Below are 24174 nucleotides of genomic sequence, written 5' to 3'. Positions count from 1 at the left end.
ACGGTCACTTGTTTGCATGGTTTGAAACCGTCGTCTTTGCCAACCTCTGGTCGGATTCCGTCTTGGGTGCATCTTCTCCCTAAAATCCATGTAGTTTTTTATTGCGTAAAATCCCTTACTGCTGCACGATTTGTGCAATGCGGTCGTTAATGGTGATGTGTAACCGTCTGAAACCGCAGTTTTCTTCATAAAACTGCAAAATATCAGTGGAAATGCTCTCGTTGGACAGGCAATTATTGACGGAATGAGAGGCGCTTTGGCGTGTCTTGTGGGGGAGCATCCGATTTCGGATGCTAAGACGAACGAAGAATGAAGACTCTCAACAGGGATAATATAAACTCGTTATGAGCAAAGACATACCCGCCCTACAGGTCGAAGGGATGTTCAAAAGCTTTGGGGACCACGAAGTTCTTAAAGGAATTGATCTTACGGCCAATACCGGGGACGTGATTTCGATTATTGGCTCGTCCGGTTCGGGCAAAAGTACGTTTCTGAGATGTATCAACCTGCTTGAAACGCCAAATGCTGGCGCTGTTCACGTCAAAGGTGAACTGATCCGCATGAAGAGGCTCAAGGATGGCTCACAGGAAGCCGCCGATAAGAAGCAGCTTCAGCGTATTCGCACCAAGCTTGCGATGGTGTTTCAAAGCTTCAATCTTTGGAGCCACCTGACCATTCTTGAGAATGTCATCGAAGCACCGATCCACGTGCTTGGTGTTCCGAGAAAAGAAGCAATCGAAAATGCAGACGCGTTGCTGAAAAAGGTCGGGATGTATGAACGTCGGGACTATTATCCCGGTCATGTCTCTGGTGGCCAGCAACAGCGTGCAGCCATTGCGCGCGCGCTTGCGATTTCACCTGACGTCTTGCTGTTTGACGAACCGACATCGGCACTTGATCCGGAACTCGTCGGTGAAGTTCTCAGGGTTATGACCGATCTTGCCGAAGAAGGCCGCACGATGCTTGTCGTGACCCACGAGATGGGCTTTGCGCGCGGTGTATCAAGTCATGTGATGTATTTGCATCAGGGACGGGTTGAGGAATTCGGCAATCCGACCGATGTATTCGAGAATCCAAAATCGGAACGCATGAAGCAATTTCTTCAGCGCGATTTCTGATTTGGGCAGACCAGGGCCTGGTTGGCTCTGGCCGCAAGAATGCGAGCACGTCGTTGCGCGCCATTCCAATCAACAAGGGAGACTATGAATGAAAAACTGGATCAAGGTTGCATCTGCCGCAGCAATTGGCATTGCACTGAGTGCTTCGGCAGCAAGTGCTGCCTGGGAAAAAGTCGTTATTGCGACCGAGGGTGCCTATCCTCCGTTCAACATGATGGACGACAATGGCAACCTCATCGGTTTCGACGTTGATTTCGCTAACAAGCTTTGCGAAACCGCAAAGATCGAATGCGACATCGTTGCTCAGGACTGGGACGGCATGATTCCGGGGCTTTTGGCCAAGAAATATGACGCGATCATCGCTCAGATGTCGATCACCGAAGAGCGCAAGCGCTCCATCGATTTCTCCGACTATTACAGCAACACTCCGGCCGTGTTCGTTGGTAAGGACGGTATGAGCATCACCGCATATAAAGACGGCGAAGTCATCGAAGACGCGCTTGATGGCATGGTGATCGGTGTTCAGCGTTCGACCACGCACGCAAACTTCCTTGAAGACAACTTCCCGGGTATCGAAATCCGCATGTACGGCACTCAGGACGAAGCCCTGCTTGACCTGACCGCTGGCCGTGTCGACGCGACCCTTGCTGACTCGGGCACGCTTGACGCTTGGGTAAGCTCCGAAGAAGGCAACGGTTACGGCTTCGTTTCCAACCAGTTCGCACCGAGCGAGTGGTTCGGCGAAGGTGCCGGCATCGGTATTCGCAAGGAAGATCAGGACCTGAAGGAAATCTTCAACAAAGCCTTGGCTGAAATGCTTGAAAACGGTTCTTACGAAGAACTGAACAAGAAATACTTCCCGGCGATCGATCTGCATCCGAATTGATCTGCCTTATCTATCCGGGGCGGCGAATTGTTCGCCGCCCCTCCCTTATTGTTGGGTGTTGCTTTTAATCAGGGGTGAAAAGCACGTTCGGCATCAAGGAAAGCTGGAGATACCATGCTTGATTTATACGGTCGCGGCTGGCAGATGCTTGAAGGGGGACTGGTCACAGTTCAGCTTTGCCTAACCGTTTTGCCATTCATGATTGTTATTGGTTTGTTAGGCGCCTCAGCAAAGCTGTCGCGCTATCGCACACTGCGTGTGATCGGGGAAAGCTATACCGTTCTTATTCGCGGCATTCCCGAACTGCTTGTTATTTTGTTGATTTATTTCGGCGGCACCATTGCTGTCCAAAGCCTTGCCGAAGCGATTTCCGGCGAGGAAACCCGCGTGGATATCCCCGCATTCTGGTCAGGTGTTGCTGCCTTGGCCCTGGTTCAGGGTGCATTCGCATCCGAAGTTTTCCGTGCCGCCATGCAATCTATCCCCGTTGGTCAGATCGAGGCCGCGACAGCGTGTGGCATGACACCGATGCAGATTTTCATGCGCATCAAGCTACCACAACTTTGGCGTTTCGCCCTGCCCGGGCTTAACAACCTCTTTCAGGTTCTGATCAAGGATACCGCGCTTATTTCGGTTGTCGGTGTTGAGGAAATCATGCGAAAGGCCGCCATTGGCGCCGGAACAGAGAAGGCACCGTTCACCTTCTATCTGGTGGCGATGCTTATGTTCCTTTCATTTACAACGGTTTCGCTGCTGGTCTTCAACTATCTTGAAAAGCGGGCTGCCCGCGGTGTGGCGAGGGCGTAGCAGATGTTTGAAGATTTCATATACGTTCTTGGCAAGTACGACACTTGGCTATGGCGCGGCTTTTTGCTTACCATCGAGCTGCTGGTGATTTCGGTGACGCTTGGCACGCTTTTGGCCATTCCGTTGGCTGTGGCGCGTGTTTCGAAGAAGGTCTGGATACAGGCCCTGCCCTTTGCCTTCATCTATGTGTTCCGTGGAACGCCGCTGATCGGACAGTTGTTCATGATGTATTATGGCGTCGGGCAACTGATTGCCAACATCGACGGCATTCAGGATCATTGGACCTGGACCTATCTGCGCGACCCGTATTGGTATTGTCTGCTGACCTTCGTTCTGAACACGGCGGCCTATGTTGCCGAAATCATGCGCGGCGGCATCCAGAATGTGCCCAATGGTGAACTTGAAGCCGCCCGTGCATGCGGCATGTCGCCGTGGATTACCTATCGGCGCATTATCTTTCCCCGGATGTGGCAGATGATCTGGCCTGCCTACACCAACGATGTGATCTTTACCCTCAAGGCAACGTCGCTGGCATCGACCGTGACGATGATGGAACTGACCGGTGCTGCCCGTAAGATTGTCGCCCGCACCGCCCTTCCCTATGAGGCGTTTATATCGGCCGGTGTGATCTATTTGATTATCGTTTACTCGCTGACTTTTGGTTTCAAGGGGATCGAACGCTATCTGCGTCGCAGTGAGCAGCGCAACGAACCCAAAACAGACAGAGCAAAAGCAGCAACCTCGGCCTAAAAAATACCCGATCAAACCCGGTATTCGGAGATAGGTACCTGTCGGCATGGCGTCGAAGGTGCCTTGATCCGGCCGGGTTGATTTGCCCCACGCCACCACCTTTCAGGATATCGAAATGCAAGAAGAACGCATTGAACTCGTCCGCCCGCAAATGGGCACCTCGCGCGCTTTGACCGTGCGTCGCTTTGGCAAACCGGGCCAAGGTCCAAAGGCCTATTTTCAGGCTGCCTTGCATGCTGATGAATTGCCCGGCGTCATTACGCTGCACCATCTTGAGGCACTTCTGAAGGAAGCCGACGCCAAGGGCGACATCACCGGCGAAATCGTTGTTGTTCCCTTCGCCAATCCGATCGGTTTTACCCAGTATGTCGATATGAAGCCGCTCGGACGGTTCGAAATGCGTAGTGGTCAGAACTTTAACCGTCACTACCCGGATCTGAGTGCAGCACTTATTGATGCCGTTGACGGCAAACTGGGTCAGGATGCCGAGGCCAACGTTGCATTAATCCGGACCGAGTTGCGCCGCCTGATCAAGGAACACCGCAAGGATGTCAGCCCGCTGACAGATCTGCAGGATTTGCGTCTGACGCTGGCGGAGCTTGCGATTGATGCCGATTACGTCATGGATCTGCATTGCGACTGGGAAGCGCCGATGCATCTTTACATCAGCGACCATAACTGGCCGGATGCCGCGGATCTCTCGGCACAGATCGGATCAGAATGCAGCCTGATTGCAGAAATCAGTGGTGACAACCCGTTTGACGAGGCATTCAGCCGCCCCTGGGTCGAACTTCGCCGTGCCTATGGCGACAAATTCCCGATCCCGATGGCGACACTGGCAACCACGATCGAGCTGCGCGGTGATCGCGATGTTTATGACGATTACGCAATCGCAGACGCCGCCAATCTGTTCAAGTTCCTGCAGCGCCGTGGCCTGATTGTCGGCGACCCGGGCCCCCTGCCGGACGCCAAATGTGATGCCACCCCGCTTGCCGGTGTGGATCGCGTGATGGCGTCACATGGTGGCATGGTTGTTTTCGCGGTTGATGCTGGCGCAAAAGTCAAAGCCGGTCAGGAGCTTGGCTATGTTCTTGATTGTGAAACCGGCGAAAAAACCCCGTTCACCAGCCGAACCGACGGGGTGCTGTATTCCCGTATTGGTATTCGGCTTGTCGTTCCGGGCGGATATCTGTGCTCGGTCGCGGGTGAAAAACCGCTTGAAGGACGTGAAGGTCAGCTTCTGCTGTCGAAATAGCGCGCCTTTGACGTTTCCGCGTTCTGATTGAAACTGTATTTTGAGACGGATCGATTGATTGCCGAATGAAGGTTGGATACCCTTCAGGCCGTCGTTGATCCGTCTTTCTCATTCGGGCCAGATGGTCACCGATTTTGCCGATATTGACGAACCGCGCAGTGCGCGTTGCAAGGAATGTTTGATGTTCGATCCGAAAACTGTTTCAGAAGTCATTTCAGCTGCCAAGAACAAGGCCGTGGCAGACCCCGAGACGGCGCGCCGCGCGATTTCTGTTCTGGATTTGACCAGCCTGAATGACGATGACAATGAACAGGTCATCGAAGCCCTGTGCAAACGCGCGCAAACGCCAGAGGGAAACACAGCAGCTGTTTGCGTCTATGCCCCGTTTATTGAAACCTCGTGGCGGGCACTGGGCCAGTCAGGTGTGAAAACCGCAACCGTGGTGAACTTCCCCGAAGGCGGCACCAATGCCCAGCGTGTCGCCGACGAGACCGCAAATTGCGTTTCCAAGGGCGCGGACGAGATCGATCTTGTCTTCCCCTACAAGGCGTTTCTTGATGGCGATGTTGCGACTGCAACGGATGTTGTCGATGCGACGCGCACGGCCTGCGGAACCATGACCACCATGAAGGTGATCCTTGAAAGCGGCGAGTTTGATGATCTTGGCAAACTTTACGACGCCGCCCGGCTTACCATCAAGCATGGGGCGAATTTCGTGAAGACATCGACCGGCAAGGTATCTGTCGGCGCAACGCCCGAAGCCGCGGTTGCAATGCTTACGGCCATTCGTGATGCCCGTGACGAGGATGGTTTGGGTGCTGGCTTTAAGGCATCCGGCGGAGTTAAATCAACCGAGGACGCCGCACTTTATCTGGCGATTGCCGATCACATTATGGGCGAATCCTGGGCAAAACCGGAAACCTTCCGTTTCGGGGCAAGTGGCGTTTTGACCGCGTTGCTTGAAACCTGTGGCAGGAAACCGGGTGATGCACCGGCTGCGACTGGCAACTACTAGAATTTATGACTATCTGCTGGGCATCGCATTGCCCGGGTAAGGTTTGAAGGAAGACATCAATGGCACGTGCCATCATTATCGTGGCGGACAGCTTCGGGATCGGTTCGGCACCGGACGCGGCAAAATTCGGTGATCAGGGCTCTGATACCCTTGGCCATATCGCAGAACAATGTGCCAAAGGCCTTGCCGATAGCGACAAGCGCAGTGGTCCCCTGAATGTTCCGAACATGGTCGCACTTGGTCTTGGCGAGGCCGCCAAGGATGCGACTGGTCGTGTCCCGCCCGGGCTTGATCATGGTGGTGCAATGATCGGCGCATTTGGCCATGCCAAGGAACTATCACGCGGCAAGGATACGCCAAGCGGCCATTGGGAAATTGCCGGTGTGCCGGTGGATTTCGATTGGGGTTATTTTCCCCTGACCGTCCCGACCTTTCCGGCGGAACTGAGCGATGCCCTGATCGAACAGGCCAAGCTGCCGGGCATTCTTGGCAACTGCCATGCATCGGGCACGACCATCATCGCAGAGCTTGGCGAAGAGCATATCAAAACCGGAAAACCGATTTGCTACACCTCGGCCGACAGCGTGTTTCAGATCGCCGCCCACGAAGATCATTTCGGTCTGGAACGCCTGTATGAGGTCTGCGAAATCACCTTCAAACTGGTTGAGCCATATAACATCGGGCGCGTGATTGCCCGACCATTCGTCGGTGAAACGCCCGCTGATTTCAAGCGGACCTCAAACCGGCGTGATCTTGCGGTGCCACCGGTGAAACCGACCCTTCTTGATCTGTTTAGCGATGCAGGCGGCAAGGTGATCTCGGTTGGTAAAATCGCCGATATCTATGCCCATCGCGGGATTGCCAAAAAGGTCAAGGCAGCAGGCAATATGGCCCTGTTTGACGCCATGATGGGCGAGATTGCCGAGGCCCCGGATAACAGCATTGTGTTCACCAACCTTGTGGACTTCGATATGGAATTCGGTCACCGTCGCGATGTCGCCGGATATGCCAATGCGCTTGAAGAATTTGATAAACGAATTCCGGAATTGCGTGCGGCTCTTCAACCCGGTGATCTGGTGATTATTACGGCTGATCATGGATGTGATCCGACCTGGCGTGGCAATGACCACACGCGCGAATTTGTACCGATCCTTGCTTTTGGACCGGCGATTGCGCCGGGTCCGCTCGGGATGCGTGAAACCTTTGCCGATATCGGGCAAACGGTTGCCGACCATCTCGGGATTGCACCGCTGGCTGCCGGAACGTCTTTCTTACATGGATAAAGTGACATGAACTGGCAGTTCGGACAAAGTGAACCTTCAAATTCGCCCATCAGGATCGAGGCGATCGTAGATACAATTTGTCCGTGGTGTTATATCGGCAAGAAACGCCTCGAAAAGGCTTTGGCGCGCGAAAAGCTTGATAACCTGATCATTCACTGGCGCCCTTTCCTGCTTAATCCCGATATGCCCACCGGCGGCATCGACCGTAAACTCTATCTTTCGGCCAAATTTGGCGGGGCGGAGAGTGCCGAACGGGTTTACAAGGCGATTGAGGATGCTGGTGCGGCCGTTGGCATTCCGTTTAAGTTTGATCAAATCAAGGTCACACCGGACTCAACGGACTCTCATCGTCTAATCTACAAGGTTTGCGCCGAACGTCCGGCGGTTGGCAATGATCTGGTCGAAGATCTGTTTGTGGCCTATTTCCTTGAAGGTCAGGATATCGGTGATCAGGAACTGCTAGCTGATATTGCTGTCCGGCATGGCGAAGACAGAACCGAAATCCTTGAATACCTTGCCGGTGATATGGACCGGGAATTTGTCGGTCAGGAAAACCGTGTAGCCCATCAGATGGGCGTAACCGGGGTGCCTTGCTTCCTGTTTAATAGCCGTCATGCCCTTTCGGGGGCGCAGGAACCAGACATCTTGCAACGGATGATCCGATTGGCCCGGCAGGAAGAAATTCCGTTCTGATGGATGGCCGATATTGGAAAAAGAAAGGCGGGATAACAACAGGTTACCCGCCTTATCTTTATGTGTTGACTGCAATATCTGACAGTCGCTTCATCAAGCGTTTCAGGCCTTCAAGCCGGTCGGTCGGCCCATCCCAGCCCGCCGCGTAGACAATCTTGTGATCGGGGCGCAGGCGGGCAACGCCAACCTGTTGCTGGATAAAGCCGATCAGACCACCTGGGTTCGGGAACTCGTTATTGCGAAGCGTGATGAGTGCCCCTTTCGGGCCTGCATCAAGTTTCTCGACATTTGCAATCCGGCACCATTGTTTGATGGTGACAACATCCAGAAGGTTTTCGACTTCCTTGGGCAGCTTGCCGAACCGGTCAATCATTTCCGCGGCAAACTGGTCAACCTCTTCACGCGAACGAAGCTCGGAAATACGGCGATAAAGACCAAGTCGCACACCAAGATCCGGTACGTAGCGATCCGGGATCAGAACCGGCATGCCGATATTGATCTGCGGGACGAAGCTGGCTTCTTCGGAGGCATCAATCTCGCCTTTGGCCTCAGCCACGGCTTCTTCGATCATCTGCTGATACAGCTCGATCCCGACTTCCTTGATGTGACCCGATTGTTCTTCACCAAGCAGGTTCCCTGCCCCGCGAATATCAAGATCGTGGCTGGCGAGGTTAAAGCCAGCACCCAAGCTATCAAGGGTCTGCATGACTTCAAGGCGTTTAAGCGCCGTTGCCGTCAGCTTCTTGCCATTTGGCAATGTCAGATAGGCATAGGCGCGCTGCTTGGAACGCCCGATACGACCACGCAGCTGATAAAGCTGTGCCAAGCCGAACATATCGGCCCGGTGTATGATCATCGTGTTGGCATTGGGAACATCAATACCCGACTCAATGATATTGGTCGCAAGCAACAGGTCAAACTTCCGGTCGGTGAAATCTGTCATGACCTGTTCAAGGTCACGCGCCCCCATCTGGCCATGGGCGACATCAAACTTGATTTCCGGCACCAGGGCTTCGAGCTCCTTGGCAACCCGGCCCAGTTCATTGACGCGTGGGCAGACATAGAAAATCTGGCCGCCACGGTGACGTTCGCGCAGGATGGCCTCGCGCACGACAACCGGGTCATAGGGCGTGATATAGGTCCGCACAGCCAGACGGTCGACCGGTGGTGTGGCAATGATCGATAGTTCCTTCACCCCTGTCAGTGCCAGCTGCAAGGTTCGCGGGATTGGTGTTGCCGTCAGTGTCAGAACATGGACGTCGGACTTCAGTTCCTTGAGACGTTCCTTATGTTTCACGCCGAAATGCTGTTCTTCATCGACAATCAGTAGACCAAGATCCTTGAAATGCACGCCATTGCCCAGAATCGCATGGGTGCCGCAGACGATATCGACATGGCCACTTTCGATATTGTCTTTGACCAGTTTCGCATTCTTGCCGGTAACAAGGCGTGAAAGCTGCTCTACCCGGACCGGCAAACCTTCAAAGCGTTCCTTGAAGTTCAGATAATGCTGACGGCACAAAAGGGTTGTCGGGGCTACCACAGCCACCTGTTTACCAGACATCACAGCGGCAAAGGCTGCACGCATGGCGACCTCTGTCTTGCCAAAACCGACATCACCGCAGACAAGACGATCCATCGGCTTTCCTGCCGACAAATCATCCAGCGTATCGCGGATAGCACGCGCCTGATCTTCGGTCTCGGCAAACGGGAAGCCTGCGCAGAACTCGTCATAGGCACCTTCGGGGGCCTGAAGCGTTGCGCCCTTGCGCAGATGACGTTCAGCGGCAACCTTGATCAGCTTTCCTGCCATGTCGCGGATGCGCTCACGCAGCTTGGCCTTGCGGGCCTGCCAGGCGACACCGCCAAGCTTATCAAGGATCGAGACGCCCTCGTCCGAGCCATAGCGCGACAGGACCTCGATATTCTCGACCGGGACAAACAGTTTGTCGCCGCCATCATACTCGAGCTCCAGACAGTCGTGCGGTGCACCGCCGGCCGTGACGGTTTTCAGGCCGAGATAACGCCCGATACCGTGTTCGAGGTGAACGACAAGGTCACCTTCGGATATCTCGGAAGCTTCGCGCAGGAAATTGTCGGCCTTGCGACGGCGTCCACCCGGGCGGCTCATGCGGTCGCCAAGGATATCCTGTTCGGTAACGAACCAAAGGCCTTCACGCCGGAACCCACGTTCAATATCCAGAATGACCACGCCGACATGCTCATGTGTCAGATCATCTGTCACATCTTCCCAGCATTCGCAAGTAACGACTTTTCCCACGCCATGTTCGCGCAGCAATGACACGATCCGATCACGTGACCCATCGGAATAGGTCGCGATTACGACCTGATTTTGTTTTCCGCGTTGGGTCGTGATGAAATCACGGAGTTCATCATATAGATTGACGTCGGCGCGGGCGCGGACATCGCCAAAATCACGCCCTGCCCGCGCACCAAGATCGTAAATGCCGCGTTCCGGGTTCTCATCATCGTAGTATGGCGAGAATTCCAGAACCGGACGGTCTGACAACATGCGGTCAAACTCTGCCTGATCAAGGTAAAGTCTTTCTGGCGGCACGGGTTTATATACGTTATCGCCTGATAATCCGCCGCCCTTGATCTTCAGACGTGCCTGATAATAGTCGTCGATCATCTCAAGGCGGTTTTCGATGACCTCGCCAAATTGATAATCAAGGCTGACGATGGTTTCGGGCAAATAGGCAAAGATCGTATCCAGGCCATCATGGAACAGCGGCAACCAATGTTCCATCCCGCCATATTTCAGGCCGTTGGAGATGGACTCATAAAGCGGATCGGTCTGCGACACCGCACCAAAAAGCTCGCGATAACCACTGCGAAAACGCGAAATACTATCGGGGTCAAGATAGACTTCGCCGACCGGCAGAAGGGAAATTTCCTTGACCTTGCCTACCGTGCGCTGGGTTTCCACGTCAAAGCGACGGATGCTTTCGATCTCATCACCAAAGAAATCAAGTCGCACCGGTTCTTTCATGCCCGGCGCAAAGATATCGACGATGTCACCACGGACGGCGTAATCGCCGGGTTCCATAACCTGTTCTGCGCGGTTATAGCCCATGCGTTCGAAATAAGCGGTCAGTTCTGCGCGGTCATATTCACTACCAGCCTTAAAGGTGAGCTTGCCCTTACGCATGACATCAACGGTGGGTACACGCTGCATTGCTGACGCGGCCGTTGTCAGGACAATGCGGCCATTTCCGTTAGCGGATTCCGTGCTGTCGGCAAGGGTGGTCAACGTTTCAACACGTCGCGACGTAACTTCTGAAATCGGTGAAACGCGGTCGTACGGAAGGCAATCCCATGCAGGCAGTGTCAGAACTTCGATTTCACCGGCAAAGAATTGCAATGCCTCGGCCAGTTGTGCCATGCGCTTGTCATCGCGTGCCACGTGAAGAACAGTCTTGTTCTTGCCCGCACTATCAAGAAGTTCGCGTAAAATCAGGGCGTCCGCGCCTTCTGGCACGCCGCCTGCCCGTTTCCGACCGTTGGTCGATATAATTTCTTTTATTTTGTTCAATGTCTTGTCAGGCGTTGCTCAGGTCCCGGATCATGCGCAGGACATCTGTGTCATACTGTGCAGGTGCCGCTTCCTTGCCGGTGGCCCATTTGAAAAAATCGGCGTCCGGAACTTCGTTGATCAGGATTTCAAATGTATCAAGCTGTTCTGCTGTCAAGGTCGCCAGATGCTTGTCCATGAAACGCCCCATCAGGATATCGTTTTCCTTGGTACCACGGTGGCTTCCACGGAAAAGCAGCTTTTTACGGCGCATTTCAAGGTCCGATACGGTGTCGGTCATTGTTCGATCTCCTGACTTCCTGTGCAGCGCCTCGCGGGCGGCTACTGCAGCCTGTTCTGTGGCATGGTTTGTACGGCAAAATCTCCTACGGGTCCATGCTGTGATCAGGTCATTTTGTATCAAATGATGACTTGATGGTTGTGGCGGGATAGTTTTGTTGTATACCCGTGCCATAAACACAACTGTTCTATTAACGTTCTCATCGAAAGTTTCAACGAAAACCGACATGCGCCCGGAAATTCTGTTCCCGCTTTTTGCTGAAATTGACACGCTGGCCGGTATCGGTCCGCGCTTAAAGCCGCTGGTAGCGCGCCTGATCGGTGGGGAACACGTGGCCGATCTGCTGTGGCATTTGCCATCAGGCATTATTGATCGTCGGTTTTCGCCAGACCTTTCGGACACCATTGATGGCTCGGTCGTTACCATGGATGTCTGGGTCGAACGTCATGACCCGGCCCCCAATCGTCGACGTCCCTATCGCGTGATCTGCAAAACGCACAGCGGAACACTTGTTCTGGCGTTTTTCAATGCCCGGGCCAAATACCTGAACGACGTTTTGCCGGTTGGGGAAAAACGGATTGTATCCGGCAAGATCGATCATTATCGCGGTGAATATCAGATCACCCATCCCGACCGGATTGGCACAGAAGCGGAACGTTCTGAAATCCAGACGGTAGAGCCGGTCTATCCGATGTCGGCCGGTGTCACGGGCAAGACCCTGACCAAGGCGGTGCGTGGCGCGCTTGAAACGCTGCCCGATTTGCCGGAATGGCATGACCCGGCCTTGGTCGCGCGCCATAAATGGCCCGATCTGAAAACAGCACTTCATACCGTTCACAATCCGCAGGATGAAACCGACCTGTCGCCAGACCATCCGGCGCGCAAACGCCTTGCTTATGATGAATTGCTGGCCAATCAGTTGGCGCTGGCATTGATCCGGGCAAAGATGCGCAAGCTTGGTGGGCGGGTGACCAAGGGCGACGGGCAGCTGCGTGAAGCACTGGGCAATCACCTGCCCTTTGCCATGACCGGTGCGCAGCAACGTGCACTTGGCGATATCTATGACGATATGGCAAGCGAAGGACGCATGCTGCGTTTGTTGCAAGGGGACGTGGGATCGGGCAAGACCGTGGTCGCCTTGATGGCGATGCTGAATGCCGTCGAATGCGGACGTCAGGCCGCCCTTATGGCACCAACCGAGATTCTGGCCCGCCAGCATTTTGAGACGATTTCGCCGCTTCTGGAGAAAATCGGCATCAAATGCGCCGTCTTGACCGGTCGCGATAAAGGCAAGTCGCGCAAAACAGCGCTTGAAGGTTTTGCCAATGGGGACGTCCAGATTGCGGTCGGAACGCACGCCCTGTTTCAGGATGACGTGATGTTCCACGATCTTGCCTTCGCGGTTGTCGATGAACAGCATCGCTTTGGCGTGCACCAACGCCTTATGCTGGCTGGCAAAGGTCAGGCGGTTGATGTGTTGGTTATGACCGCGACACCTATTCCACGTACGCTGACCCTGACCGCCTTTGGCGATATGGAAGTTTCCAGGCTGGATGAAAAACCACCGGGCCGTAAGCCGGTTGATACGCGCGTTTTGCCGATCGACAAGGTGGATGATGTCATTTCCGGCATCGGGCGTGCGATGCGCAGTGGCACCAAGATTTACTGGGTGTGTCCACTGGTCGAGGATTCCGAGGTTCTTGACCTGCAAGCTGCCGATGAACGGTACCGGGTGCTGGCAGAGCTGTTTGGTCAGGATCGTGTTGACCTTGTCCATGGCAAGATGAAGGGCAAGGAAAAGGACGAAGTGATGGAAAAGTTCGCCCATGGCGACACATCCATCCTTGTTGCAACCACTGTGATCGAGGTCGGAGTTAACGTGCCCGAAGCAACGATTATGGTGATTGAACATGCCGAACGCTTTGGCCTTGCACAGCTTCATCAGCTTCGTGGGCGAATTGGCCGTGGTGATGCGGCATCGACCTGTTTGCTGCTGTATGGCAGCCCGCTTGGACAGGTTTCCAAGGCGCGCCTCAAGATCATGCGTGAAACCGAAGACGGCTTCATCATCGCCGAAGAAGATCTGAAACTTCGCGGCGCGGGCGAGGTTCTTGGCACCCGTCAAAGCGGCCTTCAGGAATACCGGCTGGCCAATCTTGAGCTGCATGGTGATTTGCTGGCGATTGCGCGCGATGATGCGCGTCTGATCGTCGATCGCGACCCCGATCTGCAGAAGGCGCGCGGCGATGCGTTGCGCCTGTTGCTGTATCTGTTTGAACGCGACGAAGCGGTTCGATATTTCCGATCAGGATAACTAAGAACAAAGGGCGCACCGGCTGGATGCGCCCTTTTCAGTATTTCAAGCCATTAGAGGCAATGGTATCACGCGTCTTCGGGCGTTTTGCCGTCTTTGGATTTCGGCTCGGAAGTTTTGGATGTTTCCATCCGTGCCGGAATGTCACGCGATACCAGAATCGGAACGTTTTCCTTTTCACGCAACGTATCGACATCCTCGTAGGTCTTGGCGGCGACCTGCGGATGATTGCGTTGTTCGGCCGGGCGACGATCCGGCGGGGTTACGATACCGCCTGACATCACCATTTTAATGGCCTCTTCGACCGTCATATCAAGGATGACAACATCCCGGCGCGGAACGAACAGCAAAAAGCCCGATGTCGGGTTTGGCGTGGTCGGCAGGAAGATGTTGATGACCTTGTCTTCGGTCAGGTTTTGCACCTCACCTGTGGTCTCGCCGGTGATAAAGCCAATCGCCCACATCCCGCGGCGTGGGTATTCTAGAAGAACCGCCTGACGAAAAGCATTTGACTGGTTGGCCAGAACCGTTTCGAGGATCTGCTTAACAGCGCCATAAATGCTGCGTACCGCCGGAATACGGCCAAGAATCCGTTCATAAAGCTTAATTAATGCCCGACCGGCAAAGTTGGTCGTGAACCAGCCAACCACGGTGATGAAAACAATAATGACCAAAAGACCAAATCCAGGGATCCCGTATTCCTGATAACCGACGGGCAGATAGGATTCCGGATTGTAATGCGCCGGGATCAGCGGGATGACCTTGCTGTCGACGAATTCGATAAACCACCAGGCAAGCCCGAAGGTAATCGCAAGAGGTGCGCTAACCAGCACACCAGTAAGGAAATAGGCTCTTATCCGGGCAAACATACCTGGGCTTGGGAGGACGTGCTCCGAACCTTTGTTTTCCGGATCATCGTTGTCGTCGCGCTTGGCGTTCATTGAGCACCTGTGCAGAAGAGCCAAATGTCAAAAGCCGAAACTTGAGATTAGTCTTTGGCTTTTGGTCATTGTACGTGAGAATATGGCAAAGCTGGGACTTAAAGCCGGGTTATTCCCGCTTATTAAAGTGATAGCAGTATTCAAGTTTGCGGTGCAACCAACAAACCGTAATTTGCAGATCAGAATTGTTGTGGAGACGTTTTGCAGGTCTGGATTGTTGAATATATTTACGATGATGACGGTTCTGTCGGGATAAAGACGGCCAAGGTACGTGCCCCTGACTACGATACCGCGCGGCAGTTCGCCATCGGTGACGCGCCATCGAAAGATTTTGTGATGTCACTCCATCCGGAGTCAGAAGAACAGTTTCTTGGAACACCCGGTATTCGGGCCCGAGAAATGACCGGCAAGGTCGTACATGAGGTCCCTGACCCGGACGATGATTTGGAAGAAGACGATGACGATTACTGAACTTGATCAGCGAACCTTTTTACCACGTCCTCTTGTCGGTGTTGGTGCCGTTGTCTGGCACAAGGACCATGTTCTTTTGATCCAGCGGGGCAAGGAACCGCATGCCGGCACCTGGAGCCTTCCGGGCGGCGCGCAGGAGCTGGGCGAAACGGTGCGCGATGCCGTTTGTCGCGAAGTTCTGGAAGAAACCGGGGTCAAAATCTCAAGCCCGATCCTGGTCGATGCCGTGGACATGATTTCCACCAATGATGACGATAAGGTCGAATATCACTACACTTTGATTGATTTTGTCGCGGTGGCGCTTAATCCCGACATCACGCTTGGCGGTGATGCGGCTGATGCCAAGTGGGTCAGTGTCAAGGAAGTGACCAAATACGCGCTTTGGAACAAGACCATTGAAGTTATTGCGAAATCACGTGATGTGCTCTCATCCGGATGACCCACTGACAATCTGAGGAAGATCAACGAAATTAGAAAAAGGCAGCACCCACTAGGATGCCGCCTTTTAATTTGGTCTATTTAAGCTTTGTTACGCCGCTGAATGCTGCGTCAGGACGCTTTCCTGAATTTTCTTGAACGCGCGTGCTTCAAGCTGACGGACGCGCTCACGGCTGACGCCAAAACGTTCACCAAGCTTTTCCAGCGTGATCGGATCATCGCTGAGGAAACGGGCCTTGATGATTTCCTGTTCACGTTCAGGCAATTCGCCAAGTGCGTTCTTCAGCATGCCGTTATGAAGAACACGTTCTTCGGCATCAGCAACCAGTGCTTCCGGGCTTGGTGCGTCAGACGACAGGGTATCAAGATATTCCATCCCCTCGTCTTTCGGCATCGGCGTGTTGAGCGAGAAATCGCGCGCCGCAAGACGGCGGTTCATTTCAAGCGCTTCACGGCCGGTCACACCAAGTTTTTCAGCAACCTGATCAGCTTCCTCTGGCGAAAGTTCACCATTGTCATAAATGTTAAGCTGACGCTTGGCTTTACGCAGGCTGAAGAACAGTTTCTTCTGCGCTGCCATGGTGCCGAGTTTGACCATCGACCAGCTTTGCAGGATGTATTCAGTCACCGCAGCACGGATCCACCACATCGCATAGGTCGACAGGCGGAAACCACGTTCCGGATCGAACTTCTGTACCGCACGCATCAGGCCGGTATTGCCCTCTGCGACAAGGTCTGCCATCGGCAGGCCATAGCCGCGATAACCAAACGCGATCTTGGCAACAAGGCGCAAGTGACTGGTAACAAGTTTGTGGGCGGCCTCGGTGTCATCATGGTCCTGATAACGGTGGGCCAGCATGTATTCTTCGTCCGCCGTAAGCATCGGGAATTTCCAGACTTCACGGAGATAGCCCGAGAAACCCTCTTCCTGGGAAACAGCAGGTAATTTAATGGCGCTCATTCTATGTCCTCCTGAGAGGTTTACATGTCGGCATCTATTCTTAATACGGAGTCCGTCAGAAGCTAGATGACGTGCAAACACTATCGGTTGTGAATTAATTCACGTGGACGACCGGGTTTTGTCAGAAAAGAAGCGTGGTCCGGTCGTAACTCATTCCAAGGTCACCTATGGAAGAGGACAGTAGACGCATATAAGAAGTTCATTCATCGTGTCTCATCCTTACTCGAAGCAAATCGACAATTTACATGTCCGCCAATTGGCCGGACGTTTATCCGGCGGTGCCTTTGGGCCCCCACCCGCATTTATTAATATATCTAAACCCGACCAAATTCGTCAAGAACTTCTGACCAGTGTTTCAGTTATATTAATCACTCAATATCAGCATCCTAGCAATTATAACCGACAAAAACAGTCGGGTAAGTGAAATGCCGATCCTTCACGCTAGGATCGATATACGGCGAAACAAAGGCAATTTGCGCATCTGTGAAAGTTCAGGGCGAAATTCCGGGGCTTGGCAAAGTGGCGTGCAGATGGCCCCTGCTGTATGGTGACTTCAAAATGCCATTTGACCGGAGTTCATCATGCCAAACTTGCCAGCAGACACTTTATGCCCCTGTGGCAGCCTGAAAGATTACGGCGTCTGCTGTGGGAAGTATCATTCCGGGACGGCAAATGCCGAAACGGCTGAAAAGTTGATGCGATCACGCTACTCTGCCTTCGTGCTGCGCAATGGGGACTATCTATTATCAACGCTGGCGGAAGAAAATCGTTCCGGCTTTGACGCAGAAAGTATTGCGCAGGACACAACGCGCTGGACTGGATTGGACATCATTGAATGCGTTGCTGGCGGTATTCTTGATCAAACCGGCATTGTTGAATTCGTTGCCCATTTTGATGATAGCGGCAAATCACACCAACTGCACGAGCGATCCAATTTCGAACGTCGTGATGGCAAGTGGTTCTATGTTGACGGGATATTTCCGGGCGTGAGCCAAAGCAACGCGTCGTCAGTCAAAGCCGGTCGAAATGATCCCTGCCCGTGTGGATCGGGCAAAAAATTCAAAAAATGCTGCGGCTAGCCCACAAATTCCAGTGCCCACTGATGAAATGGCCGAAGTAAGCTTTCATGGGCTTCTTTATATGGCATCCAGACCAGTTCGTGATCCTGATCCACAGGCGGACCAAGCTTTTCAGTTAATTCGCACAGGAAAAAGGTTGCGCGCTTAAGGCGGTATCGATCCTTGGCCGGGTTATTGACATACTGTGACGCAAAACCGAGCCGCGAGATGATACGCGCCCGATAACCCGATTCTTCATAGGCCTCACGACAAAGCGCGTCCTGTTCACTTTCACCGTTTTCAACACCGCCGCCAAGAAGAACAATACCCTTGGGGGTGCGCGCAACGGCAACGTCGCCGTTTTCGCGTTTGATCACGGCATAGACACAGTCCTGTACGTTATAGCTTTGCCCCACACGCGGGGTTCCAAATATTGGACCGGTCAACAGGTCTTCCTTGTTTCACGATTGGCCGAGTTTTCGTTCTTAAATCAGATTTTATCGCTTGGTTATAGTCTTGTAGTCCAACTTCAGATGATTTTGTGACAGACGTTTCAGGATGGTTGCACGAAGAAATTCACAAAAACAAATCCCCCCAAAACAACCAGCGTTTCGGAGGGATTTTAGATCGATATCATTAAGCGATTGCTTAGAACGGAATCTCGTCATCGAGGTCCGGGGCACCCGCCGGTGCGGATCCGCCACCGGAAGAACCACCATTACCCCAGCCTGCGTCAGAACCGCCGCCGTAGCCGCCACCACTATCCTGGCCGCCGCCATAGCCACCACCAGAGGATGAACCGCCACCCATGCCGCCGCCTTCGCCGCGGTTATCAAGCATGGTCAGGTTGGAGTTAAAGCCTTCAAGGACAACTTCGGTGGTGTAGTTGTCTTTGCCATCCTGCCCCTGCCATTTGCGGGTGCGGAGCTGGCCTTCGATATAAAGCTTGCTGCCTTTTTTTACAAAGCGCTCAACGACATCAGCAAGGCCTTCGTTGAAAACAACGATGCGATGCCATTCGGTGCGCTCACGGCGCTCACCGGACTGACGGTCACGCCACTGTTCGGAGGTTGCGATGCTGAAATTGGCGATCTTTTTGCCAGCCTGGGTAAACCGGATTTCAGGATCGCGACCAAGGTTCCCGACGAGAATGACTTTATTGACACTGCCAGCCATGGGTTATCTTCCAAAGTTTGTGTTGTCCGCTGTCCCGATTGGTCGGGACTTGTGGGTTATCATTGCGCAAAAATGCGCTGCATTAAAGTTTCAAGTGCAATGCGATCCGTTTGATCGAACGAATTGTGCTCGACACTATCGACGTCAAGCACGGCGATCAACTGTCCATCCGCATTGATCACCGGCACGACAATCTCGGAATTGGTCCGGCTGTCGCATGCGATATGACCAGGAAAAGCGTGAACGTCCGCGACCACCTGCGTTTCGCGGGTTGATGCGGCTGCACCACAAACACCGCGACCAAACGGGATACGAAGACAGCCAAGTGTCCCCTGATAAGGCCCGACGACTAGTTCATTTTCCTTTTCCGGATCAACATTATAGAAGCCGGTCCAGAAGTAATAGTCGAACTTTTGCGATAAGACGCACGATACGGTCGCCATCAGGGCGGGAACGTTGGTTTCGCCTTCGGTGATGCTTATCAGCTCTTTTTGCGCTTCTTCGTAAAGCGCCTTTTTCTGGTCGGTCTGCACATCGAACTCCCTTAACTTTCGCGCATAGGAACTACCTCGTTCACCCTGTGCGAGACAAGGGTAAAGTGCCCCAATCCGAAAACAAAAACGCCTCTGACAGTCTGAATTTGTCAGAGGCGTTTGGTGTTAGCTGGTCTGGTTTAATCAGATGCGCTGACCGCTTTCGATATCAAACAGATGGATTTTCGACGCCGGAACCGAAAGGCTTAATTTCTCGCCTTTTCCGAATGTGTGCGTTCCCTGCAAACGCAACGTGACATTGTCCGCATTTGCCCCGAAATCGAGATAGGCCAGCGTTTCTGCGCCAAGAGACTCCACCATGCGCACACCGGCATTAATCCGCCCTTCCCCGTCTTTGAGAAGTTCCAGATGTTCGGGGCGAATGCCGACCGTGACGTCACGACCGGCCTCGACGTCATGATCAAGATCAAGCATCACGCCGTCCCCCACCGTGACATGTTTCTTGTCATCAGAGACTTTGCCCTTCAGGAAGTTCATCGCCGGCGAGCCGATGAAACCTGCGACAAACTGGCTGGCCGGCTTTTCGTAGATATCAATCGGGGTTCCGATCTGCTCCGCAACGCCGCCATTCATGACGATCAGACGATCGGCAAGGGTCATGGCTTCAACTTGATCGTGGGTGACATAGACCGACGTGATGCCAAGACGCTGTTGCAGGTTCTTGATTTCAAGGCGCATATCGACACGTAATTTGGCATCTAGGTTTGAAAGCGGCTCGTCAAACAGGAAGACCTTCGGTTGACGAACAATCGCGCGGCCCATGGCGACGCGCTGGCGCTGACCACCAGATAGTTGGCGCGGTTTGCGCTCAAGATGATCGTCCAACTGAAGAATGCGGGCAGCTTCGCGGACCTTGGCATCGATTTCCGCCTTACTGTACCCACGGTTTTTAAGGCCATAGGCCATGTTGTCGTAGTTATTCATGTGCGGATAAAGCGCGTAGTTCTGGAACACCATGGCGATGTCGCGATCTGCGGGTGCGACCGTGTTGACGACTTTGTCATCAATGATGATTTCGCCATCCGAAATCCCTTCAAGGCCGGCGATCATGCGCAGCAGTGTCGATTTGCCACAGCCGGACGGCCCGACAAGAACCGTGAACTCGCCATGCTCGATTTTAAGATCAATGCCGTGAATGGCCTTGAAGCCATTCGGGTAGGTTTTCTGGGCTTGATTAAGCGTAACAGTTGCCATCTTGGTTATCCTGTATTCGGATCAATTATTTTCAGTGCAGGGATCAGGGAAGACCGTTTTACTTTTCCGTCTCAACCAGACCCTTGACGAACATGCGCTGGAAGATGACCACCACCAGTACGGGCGGGACCGATGCCATGATTGTCAGTGCGAATGCTTTGGGGAACTGAGGTATCTGTCCGCCTTCATAGAGCGAATTGTAGACCTGCTTGATCCCGATCACGATGGTGTAGAGCTGATCATCGGTGGTCATCAGCAGCGGCCAAAGGTACTGGTTCCAACCAACCACAAACATAATGATGAAGATTGCAGCAATCATGGTCACCGACAGTGGAACCAGAATGTCGATGAAGAACCTGATCGGTCCTGCGCCGTCCAGCCTTGCCGCTTCAAGAAGTTCGTCCGGGACCGACCGATAGAACTGCCGGAAGAAGAAGGTTCCAGTGGCGGACGCAATCAGCGGCAGGATCAGACCGGTATAGGTGTTGAGCAAGCCAAGGTTCGCCACGACCTCATAGGACGGAACGATACGCACTTCGAGCGGCAACAAAAGGGTCGAGAAAATGATCCAGAACAGCGGCACAGCCAGCTTGAAGCGGAAATAGACAATCGCATAGGCCGCCATCATCGAAATGATGACCTTTCCGATGGCAAAGCCAAGGCCAAGCACCATACTGTTAAACAGCATCTCAAGCGCAGTCACCCTGCCCTTTGTCGCATCTGCATCAAACAGGATCGCGCCGTAATTGGTGAAGAACTCCCCACCTGGCAAGAATTGCAGGCCATTCTGGAAGATATACTCGCGGGTGTGGGTTGATGACGCAAAGGCGATCCAAACCGGAAGGATCATGAAAAGTGAGCCAAGCACCAGAATGGTGTGGTTGGTAAAAATACGCCATTTGGACTGATACATGATGACGTTCTCCCCTTTAATAATGCACTTTGCGTTCGATGAAGCGGAACTGGAACACGGTCAGGACACTGACCATGATCATCAGCAAGACTGACTGCGCAGCACTGCCGCCCATATCCGCACCAAGGAAGCCATCGACATACACCTTGTAAACAAGGGTCGCGGTCGAGCCACCCGGGGCACCCTTGGTCGAAACATCGATAATGCCGAACGTCTCGAAAAAGGCGTAAGTCAGGTTGATCACCAGCAGGAAGAAGGTTGTCGGTGCCAGAAGCGGGAATGTAATGGTCCAGAAGCGACGCTCGGGACTTTTGCAATCAAGGGTCGCTGCTTCCTGAACCGACTTCGGAATCCCCTGGAGCCCTGAGAGGAAGAAGATAAAGTTCACACTGACCTGTTTCCAGACCGCGATCAGAATGACGATGAAGGCCGCGTCATTGGCGTTTTCGATGTGGTTGAATTCAAACCCGAAACTGTTGAAGGCCTTATAAAGGTCCCCCATCAACGGGTTGAACATCATGATGCCAAGAAGGCCCGCCACTGGCGGCGCAATGGCATAACCCCACATCAGAAGCGTTTTATAGGATTTTGCCCCACGGATTACTTCGTCGGCACGTACTGCAAGAAACAGTGAAATCGCGATCGAAAGCACGGAGACCAGAACGGAAAATAGGACGGTAAAGATGGCAGATCGCGTCCACGAACTGCTTGTCAGCACATCTTCAAAATTGCGGAACCAGACGAACTGCGAAGACATGCCAAAGGCGTCTTCAAGCAAAAACGACTGATAAAGCGCCTGGGCCGCAGGCCACAGGAAAAATATGGAAATAATCAGAATTTGGGGTGCGATAAACAGGTATGGCACCGCGCTGTGTTCAAATTGTACGCGCTTCATCGGGAACGCAACCTCAGAGCAAAATCAGAAAATGCAAAACAGGGCGGCCAAATCATCGGCCGCCCCGCTTTGGCGAAAAGCAGACTAGTTCGAGTAGGTATCGTTGAAGCGCTTCAGTAGACCGTTTGCTTCTTCTTCGATGGTCGCAAAGGCAGCATCAACGGTTTCTTCGCCGTTCATGATCTTGTCGACTTCACGATAGATCACTTCGCGGATCTGAACGTAGAAGCCAAGACGGTAACCCTTGGTCCATTCACCACCTTCTTCAGAAAGCTGGGTGATGCCGACTTCTGCATCCGGGCTTTCTTTGTAGTAGCCATCTTCTTTGGCCAGCTCATAGGCCGCATTGGTGATCGGGACATAACCGGTTTCTTTGTGCCAGTAGTACTGGGTTTCCGGCTTGGTCAGGAATTTGAAGAATTCGGCAACGCCGGCATCCTGCGCGGCATCATGACCGGAGAATGCGAACAGTGCTGCACCACCGATAAAGGTCGATTTCGGTGCATCGCCGGTACCTTCCCAATACGGAAGGGTCGATGCGCCAAAGTCAAACTGTGCGGACTTGCGAAGGCCACCAAATGAACCGGAAGAACCGATCCACATTGCGACCTGCTGCTGCACGAATGCGTCCTGGTTCGCACCCCATGCGCGGCCATAATAACCGTAGTAACCTGCGTCTTTCCAATCCTTGACGTGCTGCCAGTGATCTTTCAGCGCGTCGTTGTTATAGAGGATTTCAACGTCGGTGCTGTCATAACCGTTATTGGCAGTTGCCATCTGCAGGTTATGACGCGACATGAAGTTTTCGAAGAAGATCCACGGGCTGTGCGATTGCGCAAGCGCGGTGTACCCAGCTTCTTTGAGCTTCGGCGCAGCAGCTTCGAATTCCTGCCAGGTTTTCGGAACGTCAACACCGGCTTTGTCCAATGCTTCTTTGTTGTAATACAGAAGCGGGGTCGAGCTGTTGAACGGCATGCCGATCATCTTGCCGTCTGAATCGGCATAGAAGTAACGAACACCCGGGATGTAGTCATTGATGTCGAAATTGACGTTGTTTGCTTCAAGCAAATCCTGAACCGGCTTAACAGCGCCTTTGGCGTTAATGATGGTTGCAGCACCTGCGTCGAAGATCTGGATGATGTTCGGCTGGTTCTTCGCGCGGAACGCTGCGATGCCGGCCGTCATGGTGTCTTCGTAGCCGCCCTTGTTGATGGATACGAGTTTGTATTCATCCTGGCTTGCGTTGAAGTCTTCGGTGATCTGGTTGACAACGTCGCCAAGTGCGCCGTCCATTGCATGCCACCAGGTGATCTCGGTTGCAGCCTGTGCGGTGTTGCCAATGGCAAACACGGCAGCAGCAGCCATCAGTGTTTTGCGGAACATGGTCAAGTAACTCCCTATTGAAAACTTGGCACGGAACGCCGCCCGTAATTCGGCGACCGGCTAGGCGTTCGTTTTGTTCTTGAGGGGCATTTCGCTCAAGTGACAGTTTTCAGAAAATTACTTTTGATGTGCGAATAGGCGACGAAATGACACAAAACTCGCCAATAAATGATCAAGTGAACATCCTATATGTTCACTATGAAGCTCCTCGCAGACGCAGTTTTGAAAGGATC

General features: G+C 53.3%; 23 protein-coding genes. 12 read left to right on the top strand and 11 right to left on the bottom strand.

Features of this window, described 5'->3' with window-relative positions:
* The first annotated feature begins 344 nt into the window (after positions 1-344).
* From DY252_RS12240 to DY252_RS12205, 8 genes are all read left to right on the top strand, one after another.
* Entirely contained in the window at positions 345-1118 is a 774-nt protein-coding gene (locus DY252_RS12240; protein ID WP_064789228.1) for an ABC transporter ATP-binding protein, read from the top strand.
* A gap of 88 nt (positions 1119-1206) precedes the next feature.
* The gene (locus DY252_RS12235) at positions 1207-2004 is read left to right on the top strand and encodes a transporter substrate-binding domain-containing protein (protein WP_064789229.1); all 798 of its coding nucleotides are present in this window, start codon (positions 1207-1209) and stop codon (positions 2002-2004) included.
* A 114-nt stretch (positions 2005-2118) separates the two neighbouring features.
* Positions 2119-2811 carry an ABC transporter permease gene (locus DY252_RS12230; protein WP_064789230.1) on the top strand — a complete coding sequence of 231 codons (693 nt, stop codon included), beginning with the start codon at positions 2119-2121 and terminating at the stop codon, positions 2809-2811.
* A gap of 3 nt (positions 2812-2814) precedes the next feature.
* The gene (locus tag DY252_RS12225; protein WP_064789231.1) at positions 2815-3561 is read left to right on the top strand and encodes an ABC transporter permease; all 747 of its coding nucleotides are present in this window, start codon (positions 2815-2817) and stop codon (positions 3559-3561) included.
* 115 nt (positions 3562-3676) lie between these two features.
* The gene (locus DY252_RS12220; protein ID WP_064789232.1) at positions 3677-4816 is read left to right on the top strand and encodes a succinylglutamate desuccinylase/aspartoacylase family protein; all 1140 of its coding nucleotides are present in this window, start codon (positions 3677-3679) and stop codon (positions 4814-4816) included.
* Between the two features lie 181 nt (positions 4817-4997).
* A complete protein-coding gene (gene deoC, locus DY252_RS12215) occupies positions 4998-5831 on the top strand; it encodes a deoxyribose-phosphate aldolase (protein ID WP_064789286.1) in 834 nt (277 codons plus the stop codon).
* 59 nt (positions 5832-5890) lie between these two features.
* Entirely contained in the window at positions 5891-7114 is a 1224-nt protein-coding gene (locus DY252_RS12210) for a phosphopentomutase (protein ID WP_064789233.1), read from the top strand.
* A 6-nt stretch (positions 7115-7120) separates the two neighbouring features.
* The gene (locus tag DY252_RS12205) at positions 7121-7807 is read left to right on the top strand and encodes a DsbA family oxidoreductase (protein ID WP_082923509.1); all 687 of its coding nucleotides are present in this window, start codon (positions 7121-7123) and stop codon (positions 7805-7807) included.
* A 58-nt stretch (positions 7808-7865) separates the two neighbouring features.
* Here DY252_RS12205 and mfd read toward each other — a convergent pair whose 3' ends face one another.
* Both mfd and DY252_RS12195 read right to left on the bottom strand, forming a co-directional pair.
* Positions 7866-11363, bottom strand: a complete 3498-nt coding sequence (gene mfd / locus DY252_RS12200) for a transcription-repair coupling factor (RefSeq protein WP_064789234.1) — start codon at positions 11361-11363, stop codon at positions 7866-7868.
* Between the two features lie 7 nt (positions 11364-11370).
* A complete protein-coding gene (locus DY252_RS12195; RefSeq protein ID WP_064789235.1) occupies positions 11371-11643 on the bottom strand; it encodes an FAD assembly factor SdhE in 273 nt (90 codons plus the stop codon).
* 226 nt (positions 11644-11869) lie between these two features.
* On the opposite strand from DY252_RS12195, the gene recG reads away from it, so the two are divergent.
* Positions 11870-13957, top strand: coding sequence for an ATP-dependent DNA helicase RecG (gene recG / locus DY252_RS12190; protein WP_064789236.1), 2088 nt, complete (start codon positions 11870-11872; stop codon positions 13955-13957).
* 68 nt (positions 13958-14025) lie between these two features.
* Here recG and DY252_RS12185 read toward each other — a convergent pair whose 3' ends face one another.
* On the bottom strand, positions 14026-14898 hold the full coding sequence (locus DY252_RS12185; RefSeq protein ID WP_008891021.1) for a DUF502 domain-containing protein: 873 nt from the start codon (positions 14896-14898) through the stop codon (positions 14026-14028).
* A gap of 201 nt (positions 14899-15099) precedes the next feature.
* Here DY252_RS12185 and DY252_RS12180 point away from each other — a divergent pair, with 201 nt between their 5' ends.
* Together DY252_RS12180 and DY252_RS12175 are read left to right on the top strand one after the other, a co-directional pair.
* Positions 15100-15369: a hypothetical protein gene (locus DY252_RS12180; RefSeq protein ID WP_008891020.1), complete on the top strand. Its 270-nt coding sequence runs from the start codon at positions 15100-15102 to the stop codon at positions 15367-15369.
* The gene (locus DY252_RS12175) at positions 15356-15808 is read left to right on the top strand and encodes an NUDIX hydrolase (protein ID WP_063089598.1); all 453 of its coding nucleotides are present in this window, start codon (positions 15356-15358) and stop codon (positions 15806-15808) included. The genes DY252_RS12180 and DY252_RS12175 overlap by 14 nt, the downstream gene beginning before the upstream one ends.
* Positions 15809-15898: 90 nt before the next feature.
* Here the strand turns inward: DY252_RS12175 and rpoH are convergent, their stop codons facing one another.
* Complete coding sequence (rpoH, locus tag DY252_RS12170; protein WP_008891018.1) at positions 15899-16768, bottom strand: RNA polymerase sigma factor RpoH; 870 nt, start codon at positions 16766-16768, stop codon at positions 15899-15901.
* 581 nt (positions 16769-17349) lie between these two features.
* On the opposite strand from rpoH, the gene DY252_RS12165 reads away from it, so the two are divergent.
* Positions 17350-17847, top strand: coding sequence for a YchJ family protein (locus tag DY252_RS12165; RefSeq protein WP_064789237.1), 498 nt, complete (start codon positions 17350-17352; stop codon positions 17845-17847).
* Here the strand turns inward: DY252_RS12165 and DY252_RS12160 are convergent.
* The 7 genes from DY252_RS12160 to DY252_RS12130 all read right to left on the bottom strand — a co-directional run bounded on the left by DY252_RS12160 (position 17844) and on the right by DY252_RS12130 (position 23941).
* On the bottom strand, positions 17844-18272 hold the full coding sequence (locus tag DY252_RS12160; protein ID WP_063089603.1) for an NUDIX hydrolase: 429 nt from the start codon (positions 18270-18272) through the stop codon (positions 17844-17846). The two genes, DY252_RS12165 and DY252_RS12160, sit on opposite strands and share 4 nt — an antisense overlap.
* 202 nt (positions 18273-18474) lie before the next feature.
* Positions 18475-19002 (bottom strand): single-stranded DNA-binding protein, encoded by a 528-nt coding sequence (gene ssb / locus DY252_RS12155; RefSeq protein ID WP_008891015.1) that lies wholly within the window; start codon positions 19000-19002, stop codon positions 18475-18477.
* Positions 19003-19061: 59 nt separating this feature from the next.
* Positions 19062-19535 (bottom strand): GAF domain-containing protein, encoded by a 474-nt coding sequence (locus DY252_RS12150; RefSeq protein WP_064789238.1) that lies wholly within the window; start codon positions 19533-19535, stop codon positions 19062-19064.
* A 144-nt stretch (positions 19536-19679) separates the two neighbouring features.
* Positions 19680-20750 carry a sn-glycerol-3-phosphate import ATP-binding protein UgpC gene (locus tag DY252_RS12145; RefSeq protein WP_064789239.1) on the bottom strand — a complete coding sequence of 357 codons (1071 nt, stop codon included), beginning with the start codon at positions 20748-20750 and terminating at the stop codon, positions 19680-19682.
* Between the two features lie 58 nt (positions 20751-20808).
* Entirely contained in the window at positions 20809-21663 is an 855-nt protein-coding gene (gene ugpE, locus DY252_RS12140; RefSeq protein ID WP_064789240.1) for a sn-glycerol-3-phosphate ABC transporter permease UgpE, read from the bottom strand.
* 16 nt (positions 21664-21679) lie between these two features.
* Entirely contained in the window at positions 21680-22558 is an 879-nt protein-coding gene (locus tag DY252_RS12135) for an ABC transporter permease subunit (RefSeq protein ID WP_064789241.1), read from the bottom strand.
* Positions 22559-22642: 84 nt separating this feature from the next.
* A complete protein-coding gene (locus tag DY252_RS12130) occupies positions 22643-23941 on the bottom strand; it encodes an extracellular solute-binding protein (protein ID WP_008891010.1) in 1299 nt (432 codons plus the stop codon).
* Positions 23942-24174: the final 233 nt, after the last annotated feature.

The organism is Thalassospira indica, assembly GCF_003403095.1.
GTDB lineage: Bacteria > Pseudomonadota > Alphaproteobacteria > Rhodospirillales > Thalassospiraceae > Thalassospira > Thalassospira indica.
This window is presented reverse-complemented; position numbering and strand designations above follow the sequence as displayed.

Coding starts and splice junctions, on each gene's coding strand:
- DY252_RS12135 (WP_064789241.1), bottom strand. CDS start 22,558: ATGAAGCGCGTACAATTTGAACACAGCGCGGTGCCATACCTGTTTATC.
- recG (WP_064789236.1), top strand. CDS start 11,870: ATGCGCCCGGAAATTCTGTTCCCGCTTTTTGCTGAAATTGACACGCTG.
- DY252_RS12145 (WP_064789239.1), bottom strand. CDS start 20,750: ATGGCAACTGTTACGCTTAATCAAGCCCAGAAAACCTACCCGAATGGC.
- DY252_RS12225 (WP_064789231.1), top strand. CDS start 2,815: ATGTTTGAAGATTTCATATACGTTCTTGGCAAGTACGACACTTGGCTA.
- DY252_RS12175 (WP_063089598.1), top strand. CDS start 15,356: ATGACGATTACTGAACTTGATCAGCGAACCTTTTTACCACGTCCTCTT.
- DY252_RS12130 (WP_008891010.1), bottom strand. CDS start 23,941: ATGTTCCGCAAAACACTGATGGCTGCTGCTGCCGTGTTTGCCATTGGC.
- DY252_RS12185 (WP_008891021.1), bottom strand. CDS start 14,898: ATGAACGCCAAGCGCGACGACAACGATGATCCGGAAAACAAAGGTTCG.
- DY252_RS12220 (WP_064789232.1), top strand. CDS start 3,677: ATGCAAGAAGAACGCATTGAACTCGTCCGCCCGCAAATGGGCACCTCG.
- DY252_RS12210 (WP_064789233.1), top strand. CDS start 5,891: ATGGCACGTGCCATCATTATCGTGGCGGACAGCTTCGGGATCGGTTCG.
- deoC (WP_064789286.1), top strand. CDS start 4,998: ATGTTCGATCCGAAAACTGTTTCAGAAGTCATTTCAGCTGCCAAGAAC.
- DY252_RS12235 (WP_064789229.1), top strand. CDS start 1,207: ATGAAAAACTGGATCAAGGTTGCATCTGCCGCAGCAATTGGCATTGCA.
- ssb (WP_008891015.1), bottom strand. CDS start 19,002: ATGGCTGGCAGTGTCAATAAAGTCATTCTCGTCGGGAACCTTGGTCGC.
- DY252_RS12195 (WP_064789235.1), bottom strand. CDS start 11,643: ATGACCGACACCGTATCGGACCTTGAAATGCGCCGTAAAAAGCTGCTT.
- DY252_RS12240 (WP_064789228.1), top strand. CDS start 345: ATGAGCAAAGACATACCCGCCCTACAGGTCGAAGGGATGTTCAAAAGC.
- rpoH (WP_008891018.1), bottom strand. CDS start 16,768: ATGAGCGCCATTAAATTACCTGCTGTTTCCCAGGAAGAGGGTTTCTCG.
- DY252_RS12230 (WP_064789230.1), top strand. CDS start 2,119: ATGCTTGATTTATACGGTCGCGGCTGGCAGATGCTTGAAGGGGGACTG.
- ugpE (WP_064789240.1), bottom strand. CDS start 21,663: ATGTATCAGTCCAAATGGCGTATTTTTACCAACCACACCATTCTGGTG.
- DY252_RS12205 (WP_082923509.1), top strand. CDS start 7,121: ATGAACTGGCAGTTCGGACAAAGTGAACCTTCAAATTCGCCCATCAGG.
- DY252_RS12165 (WP_064789237.1), top strand. CDS start 17,350: ATGCCAAACTTGCCAGCAGACACTTTATGCCCCTGTGGCAGCCTGAAA.